Genomic DNA, 19,789 nt, shown 5'->3' with positions numbered 1-19,789 from the left:
CGGCATGACAGTGGCGCTCCCGCGCGTGCTGGACCGGGCGGAGCTGCCCGTCGATACCGCCGAGCTTGCCCGTTTTCTCATTGGCAAAAGGGTCGTGCGGACATTGGCCGAAGGCGTGGCGGGCGGCCGCGTCGTCGAGACCGAGGCCTACGGCATCGGCGACCCCGCGGGTCACGCCTATCGCGGCATCACCCCGCGCATCCGGACGCTCTTCCTCGAGCGCGGGCACGCCTATGTGTATCTTGCCTATGGCATCTCGTTCATGCTGAACGTCTCGAGCGAGATGCCGGGCGTGGGCGCGGGCGTCCTGATCCGGGCGATCGAGCCGACCGACGGAATCGCGATCATGGCGCGAAATCGCGGCACCGAGCGGGTGCGCGACCTGGCGCGGGGCCCGGGACGGCTGTGCGCAGCCCTGGGAATCGATCGCCGGCTGGACGGGATCGACCTCTGCCAGGCCGGTCCGCTATGGCTCGGATCCGACGATCAGGCGTCGGGCGATATCGGACAGGGCAAACGGATCGGCATCACGCGCGCAGCCGACAGTCCGCTGCGCTTCTACGTTCGGGGCAATCGGTTCGTCAGCGGCCCGCAATCGCTCAACCGATGAGGGACGGCATCGTGACGGGGTGAGGGGCTGGTCGACCCCTTCGGTCAGCCGCAGATCATGTCCACCGTCTTGCGCGCCATCTCCCGCAATTCGGCCCGGGGGACGCCGGCGCGGGCGCGGATGGCGATGGTGTGCAGCACGGCGGAGGCCAGCACCGCGAGCGCCGCGGGATCGGCACCATCCTTCAGCTCGCCCTTGTCGCGCGCTATCCGGAATCGCGCTTCGAGATCGGCGTCGAGCCCCCGGAGTCCGTCCGCGAGGGAGCTGCGGATCTCGGGATCCTCTGCCGCCTCGGTGGTCGCGGTTCCGATCGCAAAGCACCCGAGCGGCAGGTCGTCGTCCGAGAAGTAGATCTCCAGCTGCCCGTCATAGGCGCGCATCAGCGCCTCGTCCAAGGCCTGGTCGACATCCGCCAACGCCTCGCGCATCGCGGCAAAGGCGCGCTGCCAATAGCGGTCGAGCGCCTTGAGATAGAGCGCGTGCTTGTCGCCGAACGCGGCATAGAGGCTCGGCCGGTTCATGCCGGTGGCGGCGCTGATCTCGTCGAGCGACGTGCTGGCATAGCCGCTTCTCCAGAACCGGTCCGTGGCTTGCTGCAGGGCGACCTGCGGGTCATAGGCACGTGGCCGGCCCCGGCCCCGCGGCTCGTCATCCTTTTTTTGTACCATGTCGCATAAAATCCTTGACGGGAATTCTCGTATCTCCATATTTATGCGGAACGGTACAATATTCAATGGCCATGAGGCCCGTCATGCAGCCCAACCTCGCATCCCCCAGCAACTCGGTGACATCAGGCATCGCGATCGGCGAAAGCCATCCGGTGCAGCTCGCCGAGGTCGACGCCGAGTTGAGCCGGGTGTTCGATCGCTCCCGATCCGGCCGCCGCGCCGTGGCGCCGAAGCGGGCGTTGCGCGAACGCCTGCGCCGCCCGCTGCTGATCGCCTTCCCGCTGATCCTGGCAGGCGCCGGCGCGGCCTATTACCTGGCCGAAGAGCCTTATGTCTCGACGGACAACGCCTTCGTCCGTGCGGCGAAGGAGTCGATCAACGCCCGGGTCTCCGGCCAGGTGGTCGAAGTCGCGGTGACCGACAATCAGCAGGTCCAGCGCGGCCAGCTGCTGTTCCGGATCGACCCGGCGCCGTACCAGATCGCGGTTGACCAGGCCGAGGCACAGCTGGGCAGCGCGCGCCTGCAGATCGACGCGCTGAAGGCCACCTACCGCCAGCAACTGGCCGACCTGCAGTCGGCCAAGGATTCCGCCGACTTCGCCGAGCGCGAGTTCGGCCGCAAGAAGGCGCTCGTCGCCTCCGACTGGACGCCGCGCGCGGCCTATGAGCGGGCGGACACGGACCTCAAGATCGCCCGCCAGCACATCGCGGCGATCGAACAGCAGGTCGCCAACACCGTGGCCGCGCTGAACGGCGATCCGGATATCGAGATCGATCGCCATCCCTCGGTCCGCGCCGCCCAGGCCCAGCTCGACCGGGCCCGGCTCGACCTCTCCTATGCCGCGGTGACGGCACCCGATGACGGCATCGTGACCCGGGTCGACGACCTCCAGGTCGGTGACTTCGTCAATCCCGGCGCCGACGTGTTCTCGCTGCTGTCGAGCCGACAGATCTGGGTCGAGGCGAATTTCCGCGAGACCGGCCTGACCCACATGCGCCCGGGCCAGGAAGCATCGATCGATGTCGACGCCTATCCGGACCGCAGCTTCAAGGCGCATATCGTCAGCATGAGCCCGGGCACCGGATCGGATTTCTCGGTGCTGCCGCCCGAGAACGCGACCGGCAATTGGGTCAAGGTGGTCCAGCGCCTGCCTGTGCGCCTCGAACTCGATGAGGTTGATCCGGGCCGGCCGCTGTTCTCCGGCATCAGCGCCACCGTGCGGGTCGACACCGGCCATCGCAGCAACTGGCGCCACGCGCTGCTGGCCGCGTTCGCGGCGGAGGCGGCCGAATGAGCGCCATATCCGCATCGAACCCTGCGGCCGACGGCCATCGCGCCATCACCATCGCGGCGCTGCTGGCGACCTATATGCAGGCGGTCAACATCTCGCTGCCCAATGCCGCCCTGCTCCACATCCAGGGCACGATGTCGATGGCCGATGACGAGGCCGGTTGGGTGTTCTCCTGGTACATCGCGGCCAGCATCATCACCATGCCGATGACGCGCTGGCTCGCGGGCCGCTATGGCCGCAAGGCGGTCTATCAGCTCTCGATCGCCGTCTTCGCCCTCGGCCTCGTGCTCGCCACGCTGGCGACGACCACGATGCAGTTCATGGCCGCCCGCATCGTCCAGGGTGCCGCAAGCGGCCCCCTCGCCCCACTGTCGCTGGCGATCCTGCTCGACATCCTGCCGGCGCAGCGTCATGCCCGCATCAGCCTGATGTGGACCATCACCCTGGTGCTGGGCATCGTCAGCGGCCCCAGCATCGGCGGCTGGCTGTGCGAATATTTCGGCTGGGGGTCGATCTTCACCCTCAGCCTGCCGATGGCGGGGTTCATCCTCCTGGCGATGGCGCTGTCGCTGCCGGAGAAGAAGGCCGAGCAGCCGCCGCCCTTCGACGCCTTCGGCCTGGCAACGCTGGCGCTCGGCCTGATCGGGCTGCAGGCGCTGCTCGACCGCGGCGAACGGGTGGACTGGTTCAATTCGGCCGAGAGCTGGGTGGAGGCTGCGGCCGCGGTGCTCGGCTTCGGCCTCTATCTCGTGCACATCCTGACCGCGAAGGTCCATTTCCTCAGCAAGGCGCTGTTCCGGGACCGCAACTTCATCCTGTCCGCGATCCTGTTCTTCGCCTTCGGCTTCGTCCTGCTGCCGACCATGGCCCTGACGTCGCCGATGCTGGACGAACTGCTCGGCTATCCCGCCGACACCACCGGCATGATGGCGGTTCCCCGTAGCATCGCGCTGGTGGTGGCGCTGATCCTGACGGTGCGCGCCCCGTCGCGCATCGACAACCGGTGGCTCGTGGCCGGCGGGATGGCCCTGATCATCTACGCCAACGGACGGATGCTCGGCTATTCCCCCCTGATGGACTGGCGGCCCGTTATCGTCGCCGGCGTGATCCAGGGCGCCGGCCTGGGCATCCTGATGCCGGCGCTGACCAAGGCGGCGTTCAGCACGCTCGACCCGGCGCTGCGCCCGGAAGGCACCGTGCTGTTCAACCTGTCGCGCCTCTATGGCAGCACGATCGGCATCGCCCTGGTCCAGACCTTCTTCCACCAGAACACCCAGGCCATGCATCTGGCGCTGGCGAAGCAGCTCATACCCACTCGCGCCGCCGCCCATGTCACCGGGTCGATCGCCGGGCCGGGACTTGTCTCGCTTAACCACATAATCACCGGCCAGGCGGCTTTCGTCGGGATCATCGGCCAGTTCGAGGTCATGATGATCGCGATGCTGATCGTGAGTCCCCTTGTGCTGTTTCTCCGCAAACCGCGCCCGGCCCGCTGACCCCGCTCCATCGCCAACCCAGGACAAAGGCGTACGAAGATGGCAATCCCCGATGCGCTTCGCGACAAACGGATCCCCCTCAACCACGGGACCGGGGCGATGCCCGCCGCCGGGTTCGGCACGCTGATCCCCGATCCGGTCGCGACCCGGCAGGCGGTGACCGCCGCGCTGGAGGTGGGGTTCCGCCATTTCGATTGCGCCGAACGCTACCGCAACGAAGAGGCGATCGGCGACGCGTTCCAGGCCGCCTTCCAGGCGGGGACGGTCCGGCGCGAGGACGTCTTCGTCACCACCAAGCTGTGGAACACCAATCATCGCCCCGAGCGAGTCAAGCCCGCCTTCGACGCCAGCCGGCGGCGGCTGAAGGTCGACACCGTCGACTGCTACATCATCCACACCCCCTTCGCCTTCCGCCCCGGCGACGACCAGGATCCGAGGGATGCGGACGGCAAGGTCGTCTATGATTCCGGGGTGACGCTGGGCGAGACATGGCAGGCGCTCGAACGCCTGGTGGATGAGGGCCATGCCAAGTCGATCGGCCTGTCCGACATCACCCTGGAAAAGCTGCGCGAGATCGTGGCGGGGGCGCGGATCAAGCCCTCCGCGGTGCAGGTCGAATCCCACCCCTATCTTCCGGAATGGGAGCTGCTCGACTTCTGCCGCGAGCACGGGATCGTGCTGCTGGCGTTTGCGCCGCTGGGACACGGCATGGACCCGAACCTGCTGGAGGACCCCGTGATCACGGCCATCGCCCAGCGGGTTGGCAAGACGCCGGCCCAGGTGGCGTTGGCCTGGGCCGCCCAGCGCGGCACCGCCTTCCTGACCACCTCGACCAAGCCTGAGCGCATCCGGGGCAACTTCGACATCTCGACCCTGCCGGAGGACGCGATGCAGCAGATCCGGGACGGCATCACCACCAATATCCGGTTCAACAGCGTGGTGACGACCGGCGTGCCCGGCTTCATTCCCCGGGTCCGCTGACCTGAATGCAACGGCTTAGGGCGGCCAAGCCCAATCTCGTTTGACGATCACGAGGGCCGCCCTACCAGTTCGTCACCGATCCGTCGTTGCGCTTGAGATGCGGCGCTTCCCAGAACTTGAAGCTCTGCTGCTGGATCAGCGCCTCATTCACCTCGACGCCGAGGCCGGGCGCGTCCGTCACCGGATAATGGGCATTCTCGATCCGTGGCTGGACCGGGAAGAATTCGGAATTGTCGAAGCCGAGCTGCTCGGCCGTCGAGGTGCGGGTCTCGAGCCAGGAGAAGTTCGGGACCGCCGCGGCGAAATGCACCGTCGCCGCGGTGCAGATCGGGCCCAGCGGGTTGTGCGGCATCATGTCGACGTAATGCGCCTCGCTCCAGCCCGCGACCTTCATCGCCTCGGTGAAGCCGCCGACATTGCAGATGTCGATCCGGTTGAACTGATGGATGTTGCGCTCGATGTAGGGCAGGAACTGCCATTTCGAGGCGAACTCCTCGCCGATGGCGAAGGGCACGTCGACCATCCGCCGCAGCGCCTCATAGGCCTCCGGCGTCTCGTCGCGGATCGGTTCCTCCAGGAAGTCGAGCGTGCCGGAGGGCATCTTCTGGCAGAAGCTCGCCGCCTCCGCCACCGACAGGCGGTGATGCAGGTCGATGCCGAGCACGACGTCGCCGCCCAGCGCCTCGCGGGCCCTGACGCACCACTTCGCCGTTGTGGCGATATGCTCGCGCGGCTCATAGACCGCGCTGCCGCCATGGCCGGAGGGCGACAGGCGCATCGCGGTCCAGCCGGCGGCGATCAGCGCCCGCGCCTGCTCGATCATCGCCTCGCCCGGCGGGGCCGAGGTGGTGGCGAAGGTTGGGATCCGATCCCGCTGCTTGCCGCCCAGCAGCTGGTAGACCGGCACGCCGAGCGCCTTGCCGAGGATGTCGTAGAGCGCGATGTCGATCGCCGAGATCGCCGCCTGCAGCACGCGGCCGCCCTCGAAATACTGGCTGCGATACATCTCCTGCCACAGCGCGCCGATCCGCAGCGGATCGCGGCCGATCAGGAATTCGCGGTAGTGCTCGATGGCGCCGACCACCGCCCTCTCCCGCCCGGAGAGGCCGCTTTCGCCCCATCCGGACAGACCTTGGTCGGTCTCGACCTTGACGATCAGCTGGTTGCGCGTGCCGACCCAGACCGGGTAGGCGCGGATGGCGGAGATCTTCATGCCGGTCACCAGTGCCACAGCGTGCCGTCCTCCAGCCGGTTCACCGGCAGGTAGGCGCGTTGATACGGATGTTTAGACGCCAGCGCCTCGTCGATGTCGACGCCATGGCCCGGCGCCTCGCCGGGATGGATGTAGCCGCCCTCCTGCACCCATGAATGGGGGAAGACCTCATGCATCAGCGGGGTGTAGCCGGAGAACTCCTGGATGCCGAAATTCGGCACCCAGAGATCGATATGGGCGTTCGTGCCCATCGCCACCGGCGAGACATCCATCGGCCCGTGGCAGGCGGTGCGGATGTGGTAGACCGAGGCGAAATCGAAGATGCGCCGAAGCCCGGTCACGCCACCGGCATGGACCGACGTCGCCCGGATGTAGTCGATCAGCTGCTCCTCCATCAGCAGCCGCGCATCCCAGATGGTGTTGAACACCTCGCCCAGCGCGATCGGCGTCGTGGTGTGCTGGCGGATCAGGCGATAGCCCTCCTGCAGCTCGGCCGGGACCGGGTCTTCCAGCCAGAACAGGCGGAACGGCTCCAGGTCCTTGCCCAGCCGCGCTGCCTCGATCGGCGTCAGCCGGTGATGCGTGTCGTGCAGCAGGTGCAGGTCGTCGCCATAGACGTCGCGCAGCCGCGCGAACAGCTTCGGGATGTGAAGCATGTATCTCGAGGTCGACCACACCTCCTCATGCGGCAGGGCCTCGACCATGCCGCCCCGGTCCTGCTTCGCCCCCTTGCCGGTGCCGTAGACCGCGGGCAGGCCGGGGATGCCGACCTGGCAGCGGATCGCGACATGGCCCTCGTCGCGCTTCTTGCCGACGGCGTCGACAGCCTCCTCGATCGACATGCCCTGGGCATGCGAATAGATCATCACCTTCTGGCGCGAGGCGCCGCCGAGCAGCTGGTAAAGCGGCATGTTCGCCGCCTTGGCCTTGATGTCCCACAGCGCCATGTCGACGGCCGAGATCGCCGCCATGGTGATCGGCCCGCGCCGCCAATAGGCGCCGCGGTAGAGGTACTGCCAGATGTCTTCGATCTGCGCGGGATCGCGCCCGATCAGCAGCGGCGCGACATGGTCCTGGAGATAGCTGACGACCGAGAGCTCGCGCCCGTTCACCGTGCCGTCGCCGATGCCGTACAGGCCTTCGTCGGTGACGATCTTGACGGTGACGAAGTTCCGCCCGGGCGAGCAGACGATGACTTTGACGTCCTTGATCTTCATGGAAGCACCTCAGTCGGGATCGTGGCGCCAGCCGAGCATCCGCTCGGCCTTGGCGGATGAGAAGAAGCTGCTGAAGCCGCTGAGGTCGCCGCGGATCGGCACATCCGGGAAGAAGCGGGCGGCGAGATCCAGGCTCGGCACATCCATCACCGTGTCCGGGGCGGCGATGTAGAACGCCTCGTGCCCCTTGAACGGCGCGTCGAGCGCCAGCAGGCAGGCCCGCGACGCCGCGTCGTAGAGCGTGTAGGCCCAGAGATGCTTCGACGCCTCCTTGGTGGCGAAGCCGTAGACGGCCCCGGCCTGGGCGCGCTCCTCCACCACCAGGTGGAAGCGCATGCTGGCGATGCGGAGGTCGCTGTAGCGGCGGGCGAAGGTGTCGGCCTGCTGCTCGCAGATCCATTTCGACAGCGAGTACGGCTCCTCGGTGTAGTTCGGATGCGCCTCATCGATCGGCAGGTAGTCGAAATGCGCCTCGCGGCTGAAGGACAGGCCGATGGCGTTGACGCTCGACGCCTGCACGATCCGGGTGATGCCGACCTCGATCGCAGCGCGCAGGGCGTTGTAGCTGCCGGTGACGTTGTTGTTGTGGACGATGTGGTCGGGGTGGTTGCCCGGCGAGGGAATCGCCGCCATGTGGATCAGGGCGTCGCAGCCGCGGAAGGCGTCGACCAGCGCGTCGTAGTCGCCGATATCGGCCTGGACGAAGCGGGTGTTCTCCTGCGCCTCGGCCGGCGCGGCGCGGTCGATGCTGACGATGCGATGGCCGCGGCGCAGTGCCGCCGCGGCGATGGCGCGGCCGATCCGGCCGCTGCCGCCGGTCAGCGCGATGGTCTTGACGGTCTTTGCGGTGTCCATCCTGCTCTCCCCCGCTCAGGAGCCGTAGACGGACTGATGCAGCCCGCGGATGTAGCCGATGGCGTAGAGCCGCCCGAAGGCGGAGTAGCCGGCATGATCGTTGCTGTCGCCCTCCACCGTCGGCACATGGTCGGGGCGCAGCACGCCGTCGAAGCCGATGTCGCGATAGGCGCGCATGCAGGCCAGCATGTCGGTCTTGCCGGCGTCGTGCCAGGTCTCGCGGAACGCCTCCGGCGTGCCCTGCACGTCGCGGAAATGGACGAAAGAGATCGCCTTGCCGAAGCCGCGGATGGCGCCGGGCAGGTCGTCGGTCATCAGCGTGAAGTTGCCCTGGCACAGCGTGATCGTGTTCATCGGGCTGGGCACGGTTTCGACCAGGCGACGGTAGTTGTCGATGCTGCGCATGATCCGGCCAACGCCGCGGATCGGCGACAGCGGCGGGTCATCCGGGTGCATCGAGATCTTCACCCCGGCCGTCTCCGCGACCGGCAGCACCTTCTTCAGGAAGTATTCGAGGTTGACCCAGAGCGCGTCCTCGTTGATCGGCGGGTTGCTGGTCAGGTCCGCGGGCACGTCGGCGAGGTTGAAGCTGGTGACCACCGACCCGCCGCGCGACGGCGTCGCCAGGTTGGTGCGCACCCAATTGAAGTCGGTCATCCACTCGTAGCACCACACCGGGATGCCGAGCCGGCCCATGTTCTGCAGCAGGGTGCAGACCGTCGCAATCTCCGCGTCGCGCCCCGGCAGGCCGCGCTTCGCCAGGTTCAGCGGCGGCCGGGCCTCAATCACCTTCAGGGTGAAGCCGGCGTCCTCGTAGCGCTGCTTCAGGCGCTGCAGCGGCGCGAGATCCCACGGCGCCTCGCCCTGCAGCAGGTCGTCGGGCGGCAAGCCGCCCACGGCGAGGTCCACCCCGGCCTGCTTTGCCAGTTTCCAGACGGGCGTCGGCGTGGGGCTGATGAATTCGGCGATCTCGAGCATGGTCGTGAGGATCCCGGAGAGGCTGGGCGGGTGAAGGGCGGATGGTTGAGGTTCAGGCGGGCAGCAGTTCCGAAAGCCGCTCCTGCGCGACCTGCGGCTGCCGGTCGTAGAGGAAGCATGAGGCGGTCTGGCGATCGCCGATCCGGAACAGCGGCGGCTCCGCCGCGCAGGCCTCCATCGCCTGCGGGCAGCGGGACCGGAAGCGGCAGCCGCCGGCGCCGATGGCGGCGTCGCGCGCCTGGATCGGCTGGGCGCCCCAGCGGCGGTCGAGATTGGGCCAGGGGATCGAATCCACCAGCAGCTGGGTGTAGGGGTGCTGCGGATCCTTGATCACCTGGTCGACATCCCCCGCCTCCATCACCGCGCCGCGGTAGAGCACGATGATCGACTTGGCGATGTGGTAGGCGGTGGTGAGGTCGTGGGTGACGTAGATGATCGACACGCCATGGTCGCGCTGCAGGTTGCGCAGGGTTTCGAGGATGGTGGCGCGCAGCGACGCGTCGACCATCGACACCGGTTCGTCGGCGATCAGCAGCCGCGGCTTCAGCAGCAAAGCGCGGGCGACGTTGATGCGCTGGCGCTGGCCGCCGGACAGCTGGTGCGGGAACCGCCCGAGGATGTCCTCCGGCCGCAGCCCGACGGCGGTCAGCGCCTCCTCCATCTTAGCGCGCGCATCGGCCTTCGATGCCGCCAGGCGGAACTTCCGGATCGGTACGGTCAGCAGATGGTCGACCGTGTAGAACGGGTTGAACACGGCGAACGGGTCCTGGAACACCGCCTGCACCTCGCGGCGATAGGCCATCTTCTCCTTGCCGCGCAGGGTCGAGACATCCTTGCCGCGATAGATGATGCGGCCGGTCGTCGGCGCGATGAAGCCGAGCAGCAGCATGGCCAGCGTGGTCTTGCCGCTGCCGCTTTCGCCGGCCACGGTCAGGATGGTCGGCTCGTCCTCCTTCAGCGTCAGCGAGATGTCGCGCAGCGCCGTCGTAAGGTGGGCATGGACCAGCCCGCGTGTGTAGGTCTTCGAGACGTTCTCGAGCCGCAGCAGATCGGCCATCTCAGGCGTCCCCGTCATAGAGGTGGCAGGTCACGCCGCGGCCGCCGGCCAGGATGATCTGCTCGGGCCGGGTCGTGCTGCACACGGCCATGGCCTTGTCGCAGCGCGGGTGGAAGGCGCAGCCACCGGGCAGCCGCAACAGCGACGGCGCCAGGCCGGGAATGCCGCGGAACACGCCCTTGTTCTCCAGACTGGGCAGGCTGTCGATCAGCGCCTGGGAATAGGGGTGCTTGGGGTCCGTGAACATCTCGCGGACCGTGCTGACCTCGACCAGCCGCCCGGCATACATCACCGCGACCTTGTCGACGAACTGCGCCATCAGGCCCATGTCGTGGCCGATCAGGATCACCGCCGCGTTGATCGCCTTCTGGACATTGTCGATCGTCTCCATCACCTGGCGCTGGGTGACGACGTCGAGCGCGCTGGTCGGCTCGTCGGCGATGATGACGTGGGGGTCGAGCAGGATGCCGATGGCGATGCAGACACGCTGCTTCATGCCACCGGACAGCTCATGCGCATACATGCGGTAGACGCCGGCATCGAGATCGACCGATTGCAGCGCCCGCTTGCAGCGCGCCTCGATCGCCCCGCGGGCTTCGCCCGGCAGATGCGACTTCACCGCGTCGACCATCTGGGCGCCGATCCGGGTTACCGGGTTCAGCGAGTTCATCGCCCCCTGCGGGATATAGGCGATGCGGGACAGGCGCGCCTGGCGCATCCCCTCGGCGTCCAACGCCATCAGGTCGGCGCCGCCGACCATCACCGCGCCACCCTCGATCCGGCCCGGCGGCTTGATCATCCGCATCATGGCCAGCGCCAGCGTGCTCTTGCCCGAGCCGGATTCGCCGACCATGCCCAGCTTCTCGCCGGCACGCAGGGTGAAGCTGACATCGTCCAGCGCCCGGGCGCGGCCGGAATCGGTGTAGTAGGTGACCTCGAGGTTGCGGACGTCGAGGACGGGAACGGCTTCCGTCGTTGCGGCCGGCATGGCCTTCCTCCGGTCCCGGGGCGGCGCGAGCGTCGTATCCATCGCCGTCACTCCGTCCTGCGCACGCGGGGATTGGCCAGCTCGTCCAGGCCCATATTGATCAGGGCCAGCGAGCCGAGGATCAGGATCATCGCCACCGACGGGATGATCGGCCACCACCACCAGCCGTTGAAGAAGGCGCCCTGCGACTGCGCCGCCCAGATGATGTTGCCCAAGAGCGGCTCACGCAGCGGCCCGAGCCCGAGCACCGCGAGGTAGAAGGCGGCGAACACGGCCGAGAACACCTGCGCCACGAACGCCGCCGCGATGAAGGGCAGCAGGCAGGGCAGGATCTCCTTGAAGATGATGCCGAGGTCGCTGACGCCAGACAGCTTGGCCACGGCGACGAACTGCCGTTCCTTCATGGTCAGCACCTGGGAGCGGATCACCAGCGTCGGCCCCATCCAGGCCAGCAGCACGACGATCAGCGCCATGGTCAGAATGGTGACGTCGCGCTTGTCGAGCGACCCGGCGATGACGACCTGGATCAGCAGGACCGGGATCGGCGTCAGGATCTGGCAGACCGTGCGGATCACGGCGTCGCTCCAGCCCCGGAAATAGGCGGCGATGAAGCCGAGCACGACACCGATCAGCGTGCCCAGGCCGCCGGCGATGAAGCCGATCAGGGCCGTCTGCCACATGCCCACGACCATGGCGGAGAACAGGTCGCGGCCGAAGAAATCGGTGCCGAACGGATATTTCAGGCTCGGCGGCTTCTTCACCGCCACCGACAGCGGATAGGCGTCCTTCGGATTGATCGTCAGCAGCCCGACGATGGTGAAGGCAATGAGGCCGAGCAGGATCAGCACGCCCAGCGCCAGCCCCTTGTTGCGGCGCAGGTAGCGCAGCACCAGGACAACGCGGCCGGGGCGCTGGAAGACGGGTTCGGCGGAGGGCGAGAGCGCGGCGATCGTCATGTCTCACGCTCCTCACGAATTGCGGACGCGGGGGTCGAGCAGCGGGTACAGGAACTCGACCACGGTCATCAGCACCGCCACGGCGATGGTGATGAACACCACGATGCCGTAGATGGTCGGGAAGTCGTTGGCGCGGATGGCGAGGTTGAGCGCGCTGCCGATGCCCGGCAGGCCGAACAGCCCCTCGACGATGATCGCCGAGGTGACGATGGCGGCGGGCGCCAGGGCCAGCGCGGTCACCTGCGGCAGCATCGCGTTGCGCAGATAATAATCGCGGAAGATGCGGCCGCCGGTCAGGCCCTTGTGCTCGGCGAAGTTGACGTAGTCCTCGCCCTGGATGGTGACGCCCATGCCGCGCATCGACAGCACCCAGCCGCCGACCGAGCCCAGGATCAGGGCCAGCGCCGGCAGCACCTGATGTTGCAGCATGTCGAAGGCGAAGCCGAAGGACAGGTTCGGCACCACCCCGGCGGAATAGGCGCCGCCGAGCGGCAGCCATTTCAGCCGGAAGCCGATGAAGAACAGCAGCAGGATGGCCATGATCACCGGCGGCACGCCGGTCAGCAGGATGAAGGGCGCGGCGAAGGCCCGCAGCCAGCGCGGCGCCCGCGGCCAGGCGGCGACGGCGCCGAGCAGGTTGCCGATGATGAAGCTGAGGATGGTGGTGACCAGCAGCAGACCGATGGTCCAGGGCAGCGACTGCGCGATCACCTCGGACACGGTCGAGGGATAGCGGTACAGCGAATAGCCGAAATCCATCCGCAGGATGTTGCCGAGATAGTGCCAGTATTGCTGGTACAGCGGCTGTTCGAGGCCGAATTGCTGCTGCATCGAGGCGATGATCTTCTCCAGATCCTGGGGCGAGAAGCCGCCGGTGCGAGCCAGCTCGCCGAACCGCTCGCGCAACGCGTTGCGGCTCGACAGCCGCGGGATGAGGAAGACGATGGTCGAGGCCGCCCAGACCACCAGGACGAGGAACAGAAGACGCCGGATGATGAGCTTGACGGTCACTGGGGCGATCCTGCTGTCTTGGAGTGGGATGATTTCAGACCAGATCGGGTCTTCCGATCGCATCGAGGCGGTAAGGCGTTGCCTCTCCCGCTTGCGGGAGAGGTCGGAGACGCGAAGCGGCTCCGGGTGAGGGCTCTTTGCCGAGGCCTGTGCCCGCCCTCACCCGGTCTCGCTGCGCGAGCCCGACCTCTCCCGCCAGGCGGGAGAGGCAACGCGAAGACGCTCGACATCCTGTCAAACCCGAACACGACCGGACCTCAATTCACTCTGCTCTAGGGACCGTTCAGGAGGTGCGCGCCGGCGGCGCGCACCTTTCGCAGTCGGACGACTACTTGGCGCCCGACGGCTGCAGCGCCGTGATCACCAGCAGGCCGGTATGGGCCCAGAAGGCGCCGTTGGTGCCGCCGGCGAGGTTGGTGGCGCTGGGCCAGCCCTTCCAGTAGTGGTTGTTGTAGGGAATCCGGTGCAGCCACTGGATCACCGGCACGTCGATCGTGTCGCGCCAGTAGATGCCCAGCGCCTTCGCCGCGCCTTCCTGGAATTTCGGATCGCTGGAGTCGAGCGGCGAGATCTCGTCCAGGATCTTGTCGAATTCGGCATTCTTGTAGCGCGAGAAGCGGTTCGCGCCCCCCGCCGACCCGTTCGCGTTGCTGTACTTGCCGTGGAAGAGGTTCAGGGCCTCGAACGGATCGTAGAGGCTGGCGCCGTGGCCGAAGAGATAGAGGCCGGCCTTGCCGTCAACCATGTTCTGGAACGCGTCGGTGCCGAAGTTGACATTCGCGTCGAAGCCGGCCTGGCGCAGCATCTCCGCCAGGATCGGGGCGATGTCGCCATGGATGGTCTCGAAGGCCTGGATGGTGGCGTCGAGGGTCTTGCCGTCCTTCGCCCACAGCCCGTCGCCGTTCTTGCTGAAGCCGGCCTCGGTCATCAGCTTCTCGCTCTCCGCGACGTCGAACTTGCCGGGCTGGTACTTCTCCTCCTCCGCCTTCACGGCTGGGGAGTCGGCGAATTTCTGCAGGTTCGGATACAGCGGGAACGGATAGATCGTCGCGATCTTGGCGCCGTCATAGAGCACCTCGTTGATGCGGTCGCGGTCGATCGCCAGGCTGATCGCCTTGCGCACCCGCGGATCGCTGTAGGGCGCCAGCTGAGTGTTCATCCACAGCGAGTTCGGCCACCAGTCGAGATAGCCATAGGGCGATTCCGTGCCCGTCCAGGACTGGATGTCCTTGTTCTGCTCGACGATGTTGCCGATCACCTGGGCGCGCATGTCGACCGAGGAATCGAACTCGTTGTTCACCAGGCGCTGCGCCACCGTGTCGATCGGCTGGTTCAGCACGTTGACGATGACGACGCGCTTGACCGCCGGCTGGGCCATCCGCCCCGCCTTCACCGCCCACCAGTCGGGGCGCAAATCCATGATCTTCTGGTTGGCGTTCCAGGCGACCACGTTGTAGGGCCCGGAATGCGGGATGGCATCGAGGCCGACGGCCGCCGTCGGGTTCGGCTGGGCGGCTTCCCATTCCGCCGGCACGATCGGCAGGCCGGTGTCGAACTTCTCGGTCAGCACCTCGAACTTGAAGCGCGGCGCCGGCTGCTTGAACTTGACCTCGACGGTCAGGTCGTCCTTGGCGCTGACGCTGTCGACGAACTGCTCGAAATGGGCGTGGTAGGGCAGCGTGTCATACTTCATCTGCCCTTCGAAGGTGTAGACCACGTCCTTCGATGTGACCGGCTTGCCGTCGCTCCACTTCGCGTCCTTGTTGAGCTTGATTTCCAGCGTTTTGAAGTCCGGCGTGGTGTATTCCATGCTGTCGGCCAGCCACGGCACGAACTCGCCCTTGAAGATGGCGAAGTACATCAGCGGCTCGAACAGCAGGTTGTTGCCTTCCTGATGGGTGTAGCCCGGCAGCACCCAGGGGTTGGTGGTGCCGACCGAGGTGCCGCCGGCGACGCCCCAGCCGAGGATCAGCGTCTGGTTGCGGGGCACGTCCGGCAGCGCGCCCTTGGGCGTGATTTCCTGCGCCGCCGGCAGGCCGGCGCTCTGCGCGAACGACGCGGCCGGCGCGAATATCGCCGCCGCGACGAGCGCAAGGCCGGCGAGGCTTTGGCCGGCAAGGCGTTTCAGACTGACCATAGGACAGACCTCCTCCCTGTGATTGTCGAATGGTGCAAATGTCGCCTTTGCACCTTATGGAGCTCTTCCGGCGCGACGACGCACGCCCCCTACCCTCTCGAAGTCAAAAGGCCTCATGGCCCGATCGACAGTCGTCAATCGAATCCCGACAAATCTCATGTCCGAAAGCACAATGCCCGTTGGCTTCCTGTGTTCTTCCTCCTTCAGCGATATTGCCCATCGCCAAGCAATTCGCATCTTGTATATTTTGTCGATAGCCTAGGTCAGTTCCACGGCAGGCTCAACCGTCAATGATCCTCTGACATCGCTATTTTCGGCAGCCCCCTCTGTTGCCATCACGCTCATGAGATGGAGAAGACCGATGCCAGCCCCCGCCATGCGCGTCGCCGTGGGCCAATTCCATGAACTCACGGACGAGAAGCTGCGCTTCGCCGCCCAGATCGGCGTCACCGGCATCCAGATGAACAATCCGACGCTGCCGGGCGACGCGTATTGGGAGGAGACGGACATCCGCCGGCTGGTCGAGACGGTCGAGGCGGCCGGCCTGACCTTCGAGGCCATCGAGAACGTGCCGACCCATTTCTACAACAAGGCGATGCTCGGCCTTCCCGGGCGCGACGAGCAGATCGAGAACTACTGCCGGACACTGCGCGCTGTCGGCCGCGCCGGCGTGCCGATCCTGGGCCTGCATTTCATGCCGAATTCGGTCTGGCGCACCGACCGGAAAGCCCCCGGCCGCGGCGGCGCCGGCAACACCCGGTTCGAGATGGCCAAGGTCGAGGGCACCACCAAGGCGGAGTGGCGACGCTTCATGCCGACGACGCTGGGCCGGCCGGACTCGATGCCGCTCTTCGACACGGCGGACGGCGTCGTCACCGCCGAGGCGATGTGGGCGAACTACACCTATTTCATGGATGCGATTCTGCCCGCCGCCCAGGAGGCTGGGGTGAAGATCGCGCTGCATCCCGACGACCCGCCGGTGCCGATGCTGGGCGGCGTCGCCCGCATCTTCAAGGACCCGGCGGATTTCAAGCGCGCCCATGCCCGCTATGCCGACAGCCCCTCCTGGGGCCTCGACCTGTGTCTCGGCTGCTGCTCGGAGATGCCCGGCGGCGCGGCGAATGTGCGGGAGATGATCACGTATTTCGGGCCGAAGGGGCGGATCTTCTACGTCCATTTCCGCGACGTGCAGGGCACGGTGCCGGACTTCATCGAATGCTTCATCGGCGAAGGGAATTTCGATCCCGGCGAGGCCATGGCGCTGCTGCGCAAGAGCGGCTTCACCGGCTTCCTGCTGGACGACCATGTCCCGCATATGGACGACGACACCGACTGGAACCATCGGGGTCGCGCCCACGCGATCGGCTACATGCAGGGGCTCCTGCGCATGGCCGAACGGGCCGCCTGACGTCGGAGAGGCCTTCCTGACCTGAGAAGGCCGTCCTCTCCCCGCACAAGTCACAGCATCACCTCCCGAAGCTGGTCCGGTGGTTACTCCACCTTGGTCTTCTGTCCGCTGCGCCGCGCCGCGCGCATCTGCTCGATGATGTGGCGGCCGGATCCTTCGACATGGCGGGCGAGAACCGCCGCCGCCGCATCCGCGTCCTGGGCCTTGATCGCGTCTAGCACCTCCCCGTGCTCCCGCATCACCGCGGCCTGGCGGCCGAGCGAGGTCGGATGCCGCCGGCTGATCGCGCGCAGGATCTCGCGGTGCTTCCACCACAGATCGACCGCGTGCCGGTTGTAGTGGCGTTCGTACATCGTGTGGTGGAACTGGGTGTCGAGCCGCCCGTGACGCACCGGGTCCGAATAATTGATCCGCAGCATCTCGGCGTGGAGCGCCTCCAGCTCGGCGATGTCGGCATCGGTGGCGATGCCGACGAACCAGCGCGTCAGCGCCGGCTCGATCAGGACTTCGATTTCATAGATGTCGCGGATGAAATCCTCGTCGATCGGCCGCACGCGCGCCCCGCGATTGGGCGTCATCACCACGAAGCCCTCGCCGCGGAGCTGCTGCAGCGCCTCGCGCACCGGGTTGGTCGAGGTGCCGTGCCGCTCGGCCAGATCGGCGACGATCAGCCGGGCATTGGCCGGGATGAGGCCCGAGATGATGTCCTCGCGGATCGCCTCATAGACCGAAGCCTCGCGGTCCGGCGCCTGGAAGGCCGGCTGGTCCAGATCAGGAATGACGCTCATGGACCGTGCCGGGCCACATTGCAGGGCCCAGCATGTCCAGCCTCGGGACTCGACACGCGATCCTCCGGATTTCGTGTACGATCCTTGTCGGAGTTGACGCGAAATGTCGAGTCTGAAACACGCCCGACGCCGGCAGCCGGTCCCAGGCCAGACGGCGCCGCCTTCAGGCTGGGACAGCGGCCTCGACATGCCGGGCTAGCAGGTCGCGCAGCTGCGCCATCTCCTCCGGCTTCAGGTCGGTCAGCGGCGGGCGCACCGGGCCGGCGGGGCGGCCGATCGCGGCCAGGCCGGCCTTGATGATCGATACGGCATAGCCCTTGCCGCGGTTCCGGATCGCCAGCAGCGGATAGTAGAAGTCGCGCAGCAGCGCGTCGGTCGTGGCCGTGTCGCCATCGCGCAGGGCGCGGTAGAAGCGCTGCGCCAGCTCCGGCACGAAGTTGAACACGGCCGACGAATAGGTCGTCACGCCGGCGCTGAAATAGGGCGCGGCGAACACCTCATGGGTCGGCATGCCGCCGATATAGGCCAGGCGGCCGCCCATCCGGCGGGTGATCTCCAGCACCAGGTCGACCTGGCCGTGGCCGTCCTTGAAGCCGACCAGGTTCGGGCAGGCATCGCACAGCCGGGCGATGGTGTCGGCCGACAGCACCGCATTGTCACGGTTGTACACGATGACCCCGATGCCGACCGCGTCGCACACCGCCTTCACATGGGCGTACAGCCCCGCCTGTTCCGCCGTCATCAGATAGGGCGGCAGCAGCAGGATGCCGTCGGCCCCCGCCGCCTCGGCGCCCCGGGCGATCTCGACCGCGATGCGGGTGCCGTAGCCGCAGCCGGAGACGATCGGCGTGGCGCCGGCGGCGGCCTTGGCGGCGCGCACCACCTCCGGCACCTCCGTCGGGGTCAGCGAGAAGAACTCGCCGGTGCCGCCGGCGGCGAACAGCACCGCCGCCTCGAACCCGCCGAGCCAGCCGACATGCGCCTCATAGGCGGTGCGGTCGAACTCCAGGTCGGGCCCGAAATGGGTCACGGGGAAGGACAGGAGGCCCGCAGAGAGGGCGCCCTTGAGCTGAAGAGGATCCATGGAAGCCTCGTCGGATTGGATCAGCGGGTCACGGACCCGGGATAGAGCTGGCTCAGCGCCTCGAGCTGGGCGGCGAGGTAGCCGTAGCAGAAGGCGAAGGCGACGCCCTCGGGGTCGCGGCCGCTGATGGTCGGCACATGGTCCGGCATCACCATGTAGGGATAGCCGAGCTCGGCGTAGAGCTTCATCGACCGCCACATGTCCATGTCGCCCTCATCCGGGAACGTCTCCATGAAGGAGAGCTTGCCGCCGCGAATGTTGCGGAAATGGACGTTGAAGATCTTGCCGCGGCTGCCGAACCAGCGGATCACGTCGTCGATCTCGGTCCTTGGGTCTTCCAGCATCTCGCCGACCGAGCCCTGGCAGAAGTTGAGGCCGTGATAGGGGCTCTCGCGCATCAGCACGAACTTCTTCAGCCCCTCGACCGTGCCCAGCACCCGGGTGACGCCGCGATAGCCGGGCGGGGTGTAGGGGTCGTGCGGGTGGCAGGCCAGCCGGACCTTGTTCGCCTCGGCGACCGGGATCACCCGCTCGAGGAAATAGTCGATCCGCTCCCAGTTCTCGTCCTCGGACAGGGTGCCGACCAGGGTCGGCGGCGCGTCGTGGTCGGCCTTGTCCCAGCGGAAGGAGGCGTTCAGCGACCCGCCGCGCCCCGGCTCGTCCGGCGTGCGCGGGATGCCGATGATGTTGAGGTTGTACTTGGCGGCCGGGATGCCGGCCCGGGCGATGTTCTCGATCAGGCGGCAGATCGAGTCGATCTGGCGGTCGCGGTCCGGCCCGGCCGACAGGATGTCCGGGCTGTGCGACTGCTCGATCGGGCGCGAGCCGAGCGGCAGCTGCACCATGTCCAGCACCAGGCCGAAGCTCTCGAGCTTCTCGCGATGGCGCAACAGCACGTCCAGCGACCAGTCATGCGGGTTGCCGGGCGGATTGTCGTTGAGGTGGCGGACGCCGAGCTGGGCCATGACCCTGAGATCGTCGTCGTCGCGAACCCCGTTCTGCGTTCCGAGATACATGCCCGCACCCTCCCTGCGATCGGCTTCGTTGGTA

18 protein-coding genes are annotated in these 19,789 nt (G+C 67.1%); 5 read left to right on the top strand and 13 right to left on the bottom strand.

The window, feature by feature from the left end; all coding sequences use genetic code 11:
• The first annotated feature begins 4 nt into the window (after nucleotides 1-4).
• Nucleotides 5-610, top strand: a complete 606-nt coding sequence (locus E9232_RS28485; RefSeq protein WP_309799941.1) for a DNA-3-methyladenine glycosylase — start codon at nucleotides 5-7, stop codon at nucleotides 608-610.
• A gap of 44 nt (nucleotides 611-654) precedes the next feature.
• Here the strand turns inward: E9232_RS28485 and E9232_RS28480 are convergent, their stop codons facing one another.
• Complete coding sequence (locus E9232_RS28480; RefSeq protein ID WP_309799939.1) at nucleotides 655-1,278, bottom strand: TetR/AcrR family transcriptional regulator; 624 nt, start codon at nucleotides 1,276-1,278, stop codon at nucleotides 655-657.
• A gap of 83 nt (nucleotides 1,279-1,361) precedes the next feature.
• Between E9232_RS28480 and E9232_RS28475 the strand changes: the two genes are divergently transcribed.
• The 3 genes from E9232_RS28475 to E9232_RS28465 all read left to right on the top strand — a co-directional run bounded on the left by E9232_RS28475 (nucleotide 1,362) and on the right by E9232_RS28465 (nucleotide 5,047).
• Nucleotides 1,362-2,573 (top strand): HlyD family secretion protein, encoded by a 1,212-nt coding sequence (locus tag E9232_RS28475; RefSeq protein WP_309799937.1) that lies wholly within the window; start codon nucleotides 1,362-1,364, stop codon nucleotides 2,571-2,573.
• Entirely contained in the window at nucleotides 2,570-4,066 is a 1,497-nt protein-coding gene (locus E9232_RS28470; protein WP_309799935.1) for an MFS transporter, read from the top strand. The genes E9232_RS28475 and E9232_RS28470 overlap by 4 nt, the downstream gene beginning before the upstream one ends.
• Nucleotides 4,067-4,165: 99 nt before the next feature.
• Nucleotides 4,166-5,047, top strand: a complete 882-nt coding sequence (locus tag E9232_RS28465) for an aldo/keto reductase (RefSeq protein ID WP_309799933.1) — start codon at nucleotides 4,166-4,168, stop codon at nucleotides 5,045-5,047.
• Nucleotides 5,048-5,108: 61 nt separating this feature from the next.
• Here the strand turns inward: E9232_RS28465 and E9232_RS28460 are convergent, their stop codons facing one another.
• The 9 genes from E9232_RS28460 to E9232_RS28420 form a co-directional block, all read right to left on the bottom strand.
• Complete coding sequence (locus E9232_RS28460; protein WP_309799931.1) at nucleotides 5,109-6,278, bottom strand: mandelate racemase/muconate lactonizing enzyme family protein; 1,170 nt, start codon at nucleotides 6,276-6,278, stop codon at nucleotides 5,109-5,111.
• On the bottom strand, nucleotides 6,266-7,477 hold the full coding sequence (gene manD / locus E9232_RS28455) for a D-mannonate dehydratase ManD (protein ID WP_309799929.1): 1,212 nt from the start codon (nucleotides 7,475-7,477) through the stop codon (nucleotides 6,266-6,268). Before manD ends, E9232_RS28460 begins: the two co-directional genes overlap by 13 nt.
• A 9-nt stretch (nucleotides 7,478-7,486) precedes the next feature.
• Complete coding sequence (locus tag E9232_RS28450; RefSeq protein WP_309799927.1) at nucleotides 7,487-8,332, bottom strand: NAD-dependent epimerase/dehydratase family protein; 846 nt, start codon at nucleotides 8,330-8,332, stop codon at nucleotides 7,487-7,489.
• Nucleotides 8,333-8,347: 15 nt separating this feature from the next.
• The gene (locus E9232_RS28445; protein WP_309799925.1) at nucleotides 8,348-9,310 is read right to left on the bottom strand and encodes a mannonate dehydratase; all 963 of its coding nucleotides are present in this window, start codon (nucleotides 9,308-9,310) and stop codon (nucleotides 8,348-8,350) included.
• Between the two features lie 52 nt (nucleotides 9,311-9,362).
• Nucleotides 9,363-10,367: an ABC transporter ATP-binding protein gene (locus E9232_RS28440; protein WP_309799923.1), complete on the bottom strand. Its 1,005-nt coding sequence runs from the start codon at nucleotides 10,365-10,367 to the stop codon at nucleotides 9,363-9,365.
• A gap of 1 nt (nucleotide 10,368) precedes the next feature.
• On the bottom strand, nucleotides 10,369-11,355 hold the full coding sequence (locus E9232_RS28435; RefSeq protein ID WP_309799920.1) for an ABC transporter ATP-binding protein: 987 nt from the start codon (nucleotides 11,353-11,355) through the stop codon (nucleotides 10,369-10,371).
• A 47-nt stretch (nucleotides 11,356-11,402) separates the two neighbouring features.
• Nucleotides 11,403-12,311 carry an ABC transporter permease gene (locus tag E9232_RS28430; RefSeq protein ID WP_309799917.1) on the bottom strand — a complete coding sequence of 303 codons (909 nt, stop codon included), beginning with the start codon at nucleotides 12,309-12,311 and terminating at the stop codon, nucleotides 11,403-11,405.
• 12 nt (nucleotides 12,312-12,323) lie between these two features.
• The gene (locus E9232_RS28425) at nucleotides 12,324-13,322 is read right to left on the bottom strand and encodes an ABC transporter permease (protein ID WP_309799914.1); all 999 of its coding nucleotides are present in this window, start codon (nucleotides 13,320-13,322) and stop codon (nucleotides 12,324-12,326) included.
• A 328-nt stretch (nucleotides 13,323-13,650) separates the two neighbouring features.
• Nucleotides 13,651-15,459, bottom strand: a complete 1,809-nt coding sequence (locus E9232_RS28420; RefSeq protein WP_309799913.1) for an ABC transporter substrate-binding protein — start codon at nucleotides 15,457-15,459, stop codon at nucleotides 13,651-13,653.
• Nucleotides 15,460-15,820: 361 nt separating this feature from the next.
• Here E9232_RS28420 and E9232_RS28415 point away from each other — a divergent pair, with 361 nt between their 5' ends.
• Nucleotides 15,821-16,867 carry a mannonate dehydratase gene (locus tag E9232_RS28415; protein ID WP_309799911.1) on the top strand — a complete coding sequence of 349 codons (1,047 nt, stop codon included), beginning with the start codon at nucleotides 15,821-15,823 and terminating at the stop codon, nucleotides 16,865-16,867.
• Nucleotides 16,868-16,950: 83 nt separating this feature from the next.
• Here E9232_RS28415 and E9232_RS28410 read toward each other — a convergent pair whose 3' ends face one another.
• From E9232_RS28410 to E9232_RS28400, 3 genes are all read right to left on the bottom strand, one after another.
• Nucleotides 16,951-17,655: a GntR family transcriptional regulator gene (locus E9232_RS28410; protein ID WP_309799909.1), complete on the bottom strand. Its 705-nt coding sequence runs from the start codon at nucleotides 17,653-17,655 to the stop codon at nucleotides 16,951-16,953.
• Nucleotides 17,656-17,818: 163 nt separating this feature from the next.
• Nucleotides 17,819-18,739 (bottom strand): 5-dehydro-4-deoxyglucarate dehydratase, encoded by a 921-nt coding sequence (gene kdgD / locus E9232_RS28405; protein WP_309799905.1) that lies wholly within the window; start codon nucleotides 18,737-18,739, stop codon nucleotides 17,819-17,821.
• A gap of 20 nt (nucleotides 18,740-18,759) precedes the next feature.
• On the bottom strand, nucleotides 18,760-19,755 hold the full coding sequence (locus E9232_RS28400) for a mannonate dehydratase (RefSeq protein ID WP_309799903.1): 996 nt from the start codon (nucleotides 19,753-19,755) through the stop codon (nucleotides 18,760-18,762).
• Nucleotides 19,756-19,789: the final 34 nt, after the last annotated feature.

This window comes from Inquilinus ginsengisoli (assembly GCF_031453975.1).
GTDB lineage: Bacteria > Pseudomonadota > Alphaproteobacteria > DSM-16000 > Inquilinaceae > Inquilinus > Inquilinus ginsengisoli_A.
This window is presented reverse-complemented; position numbering and strand designations above follow the sequence as displayed.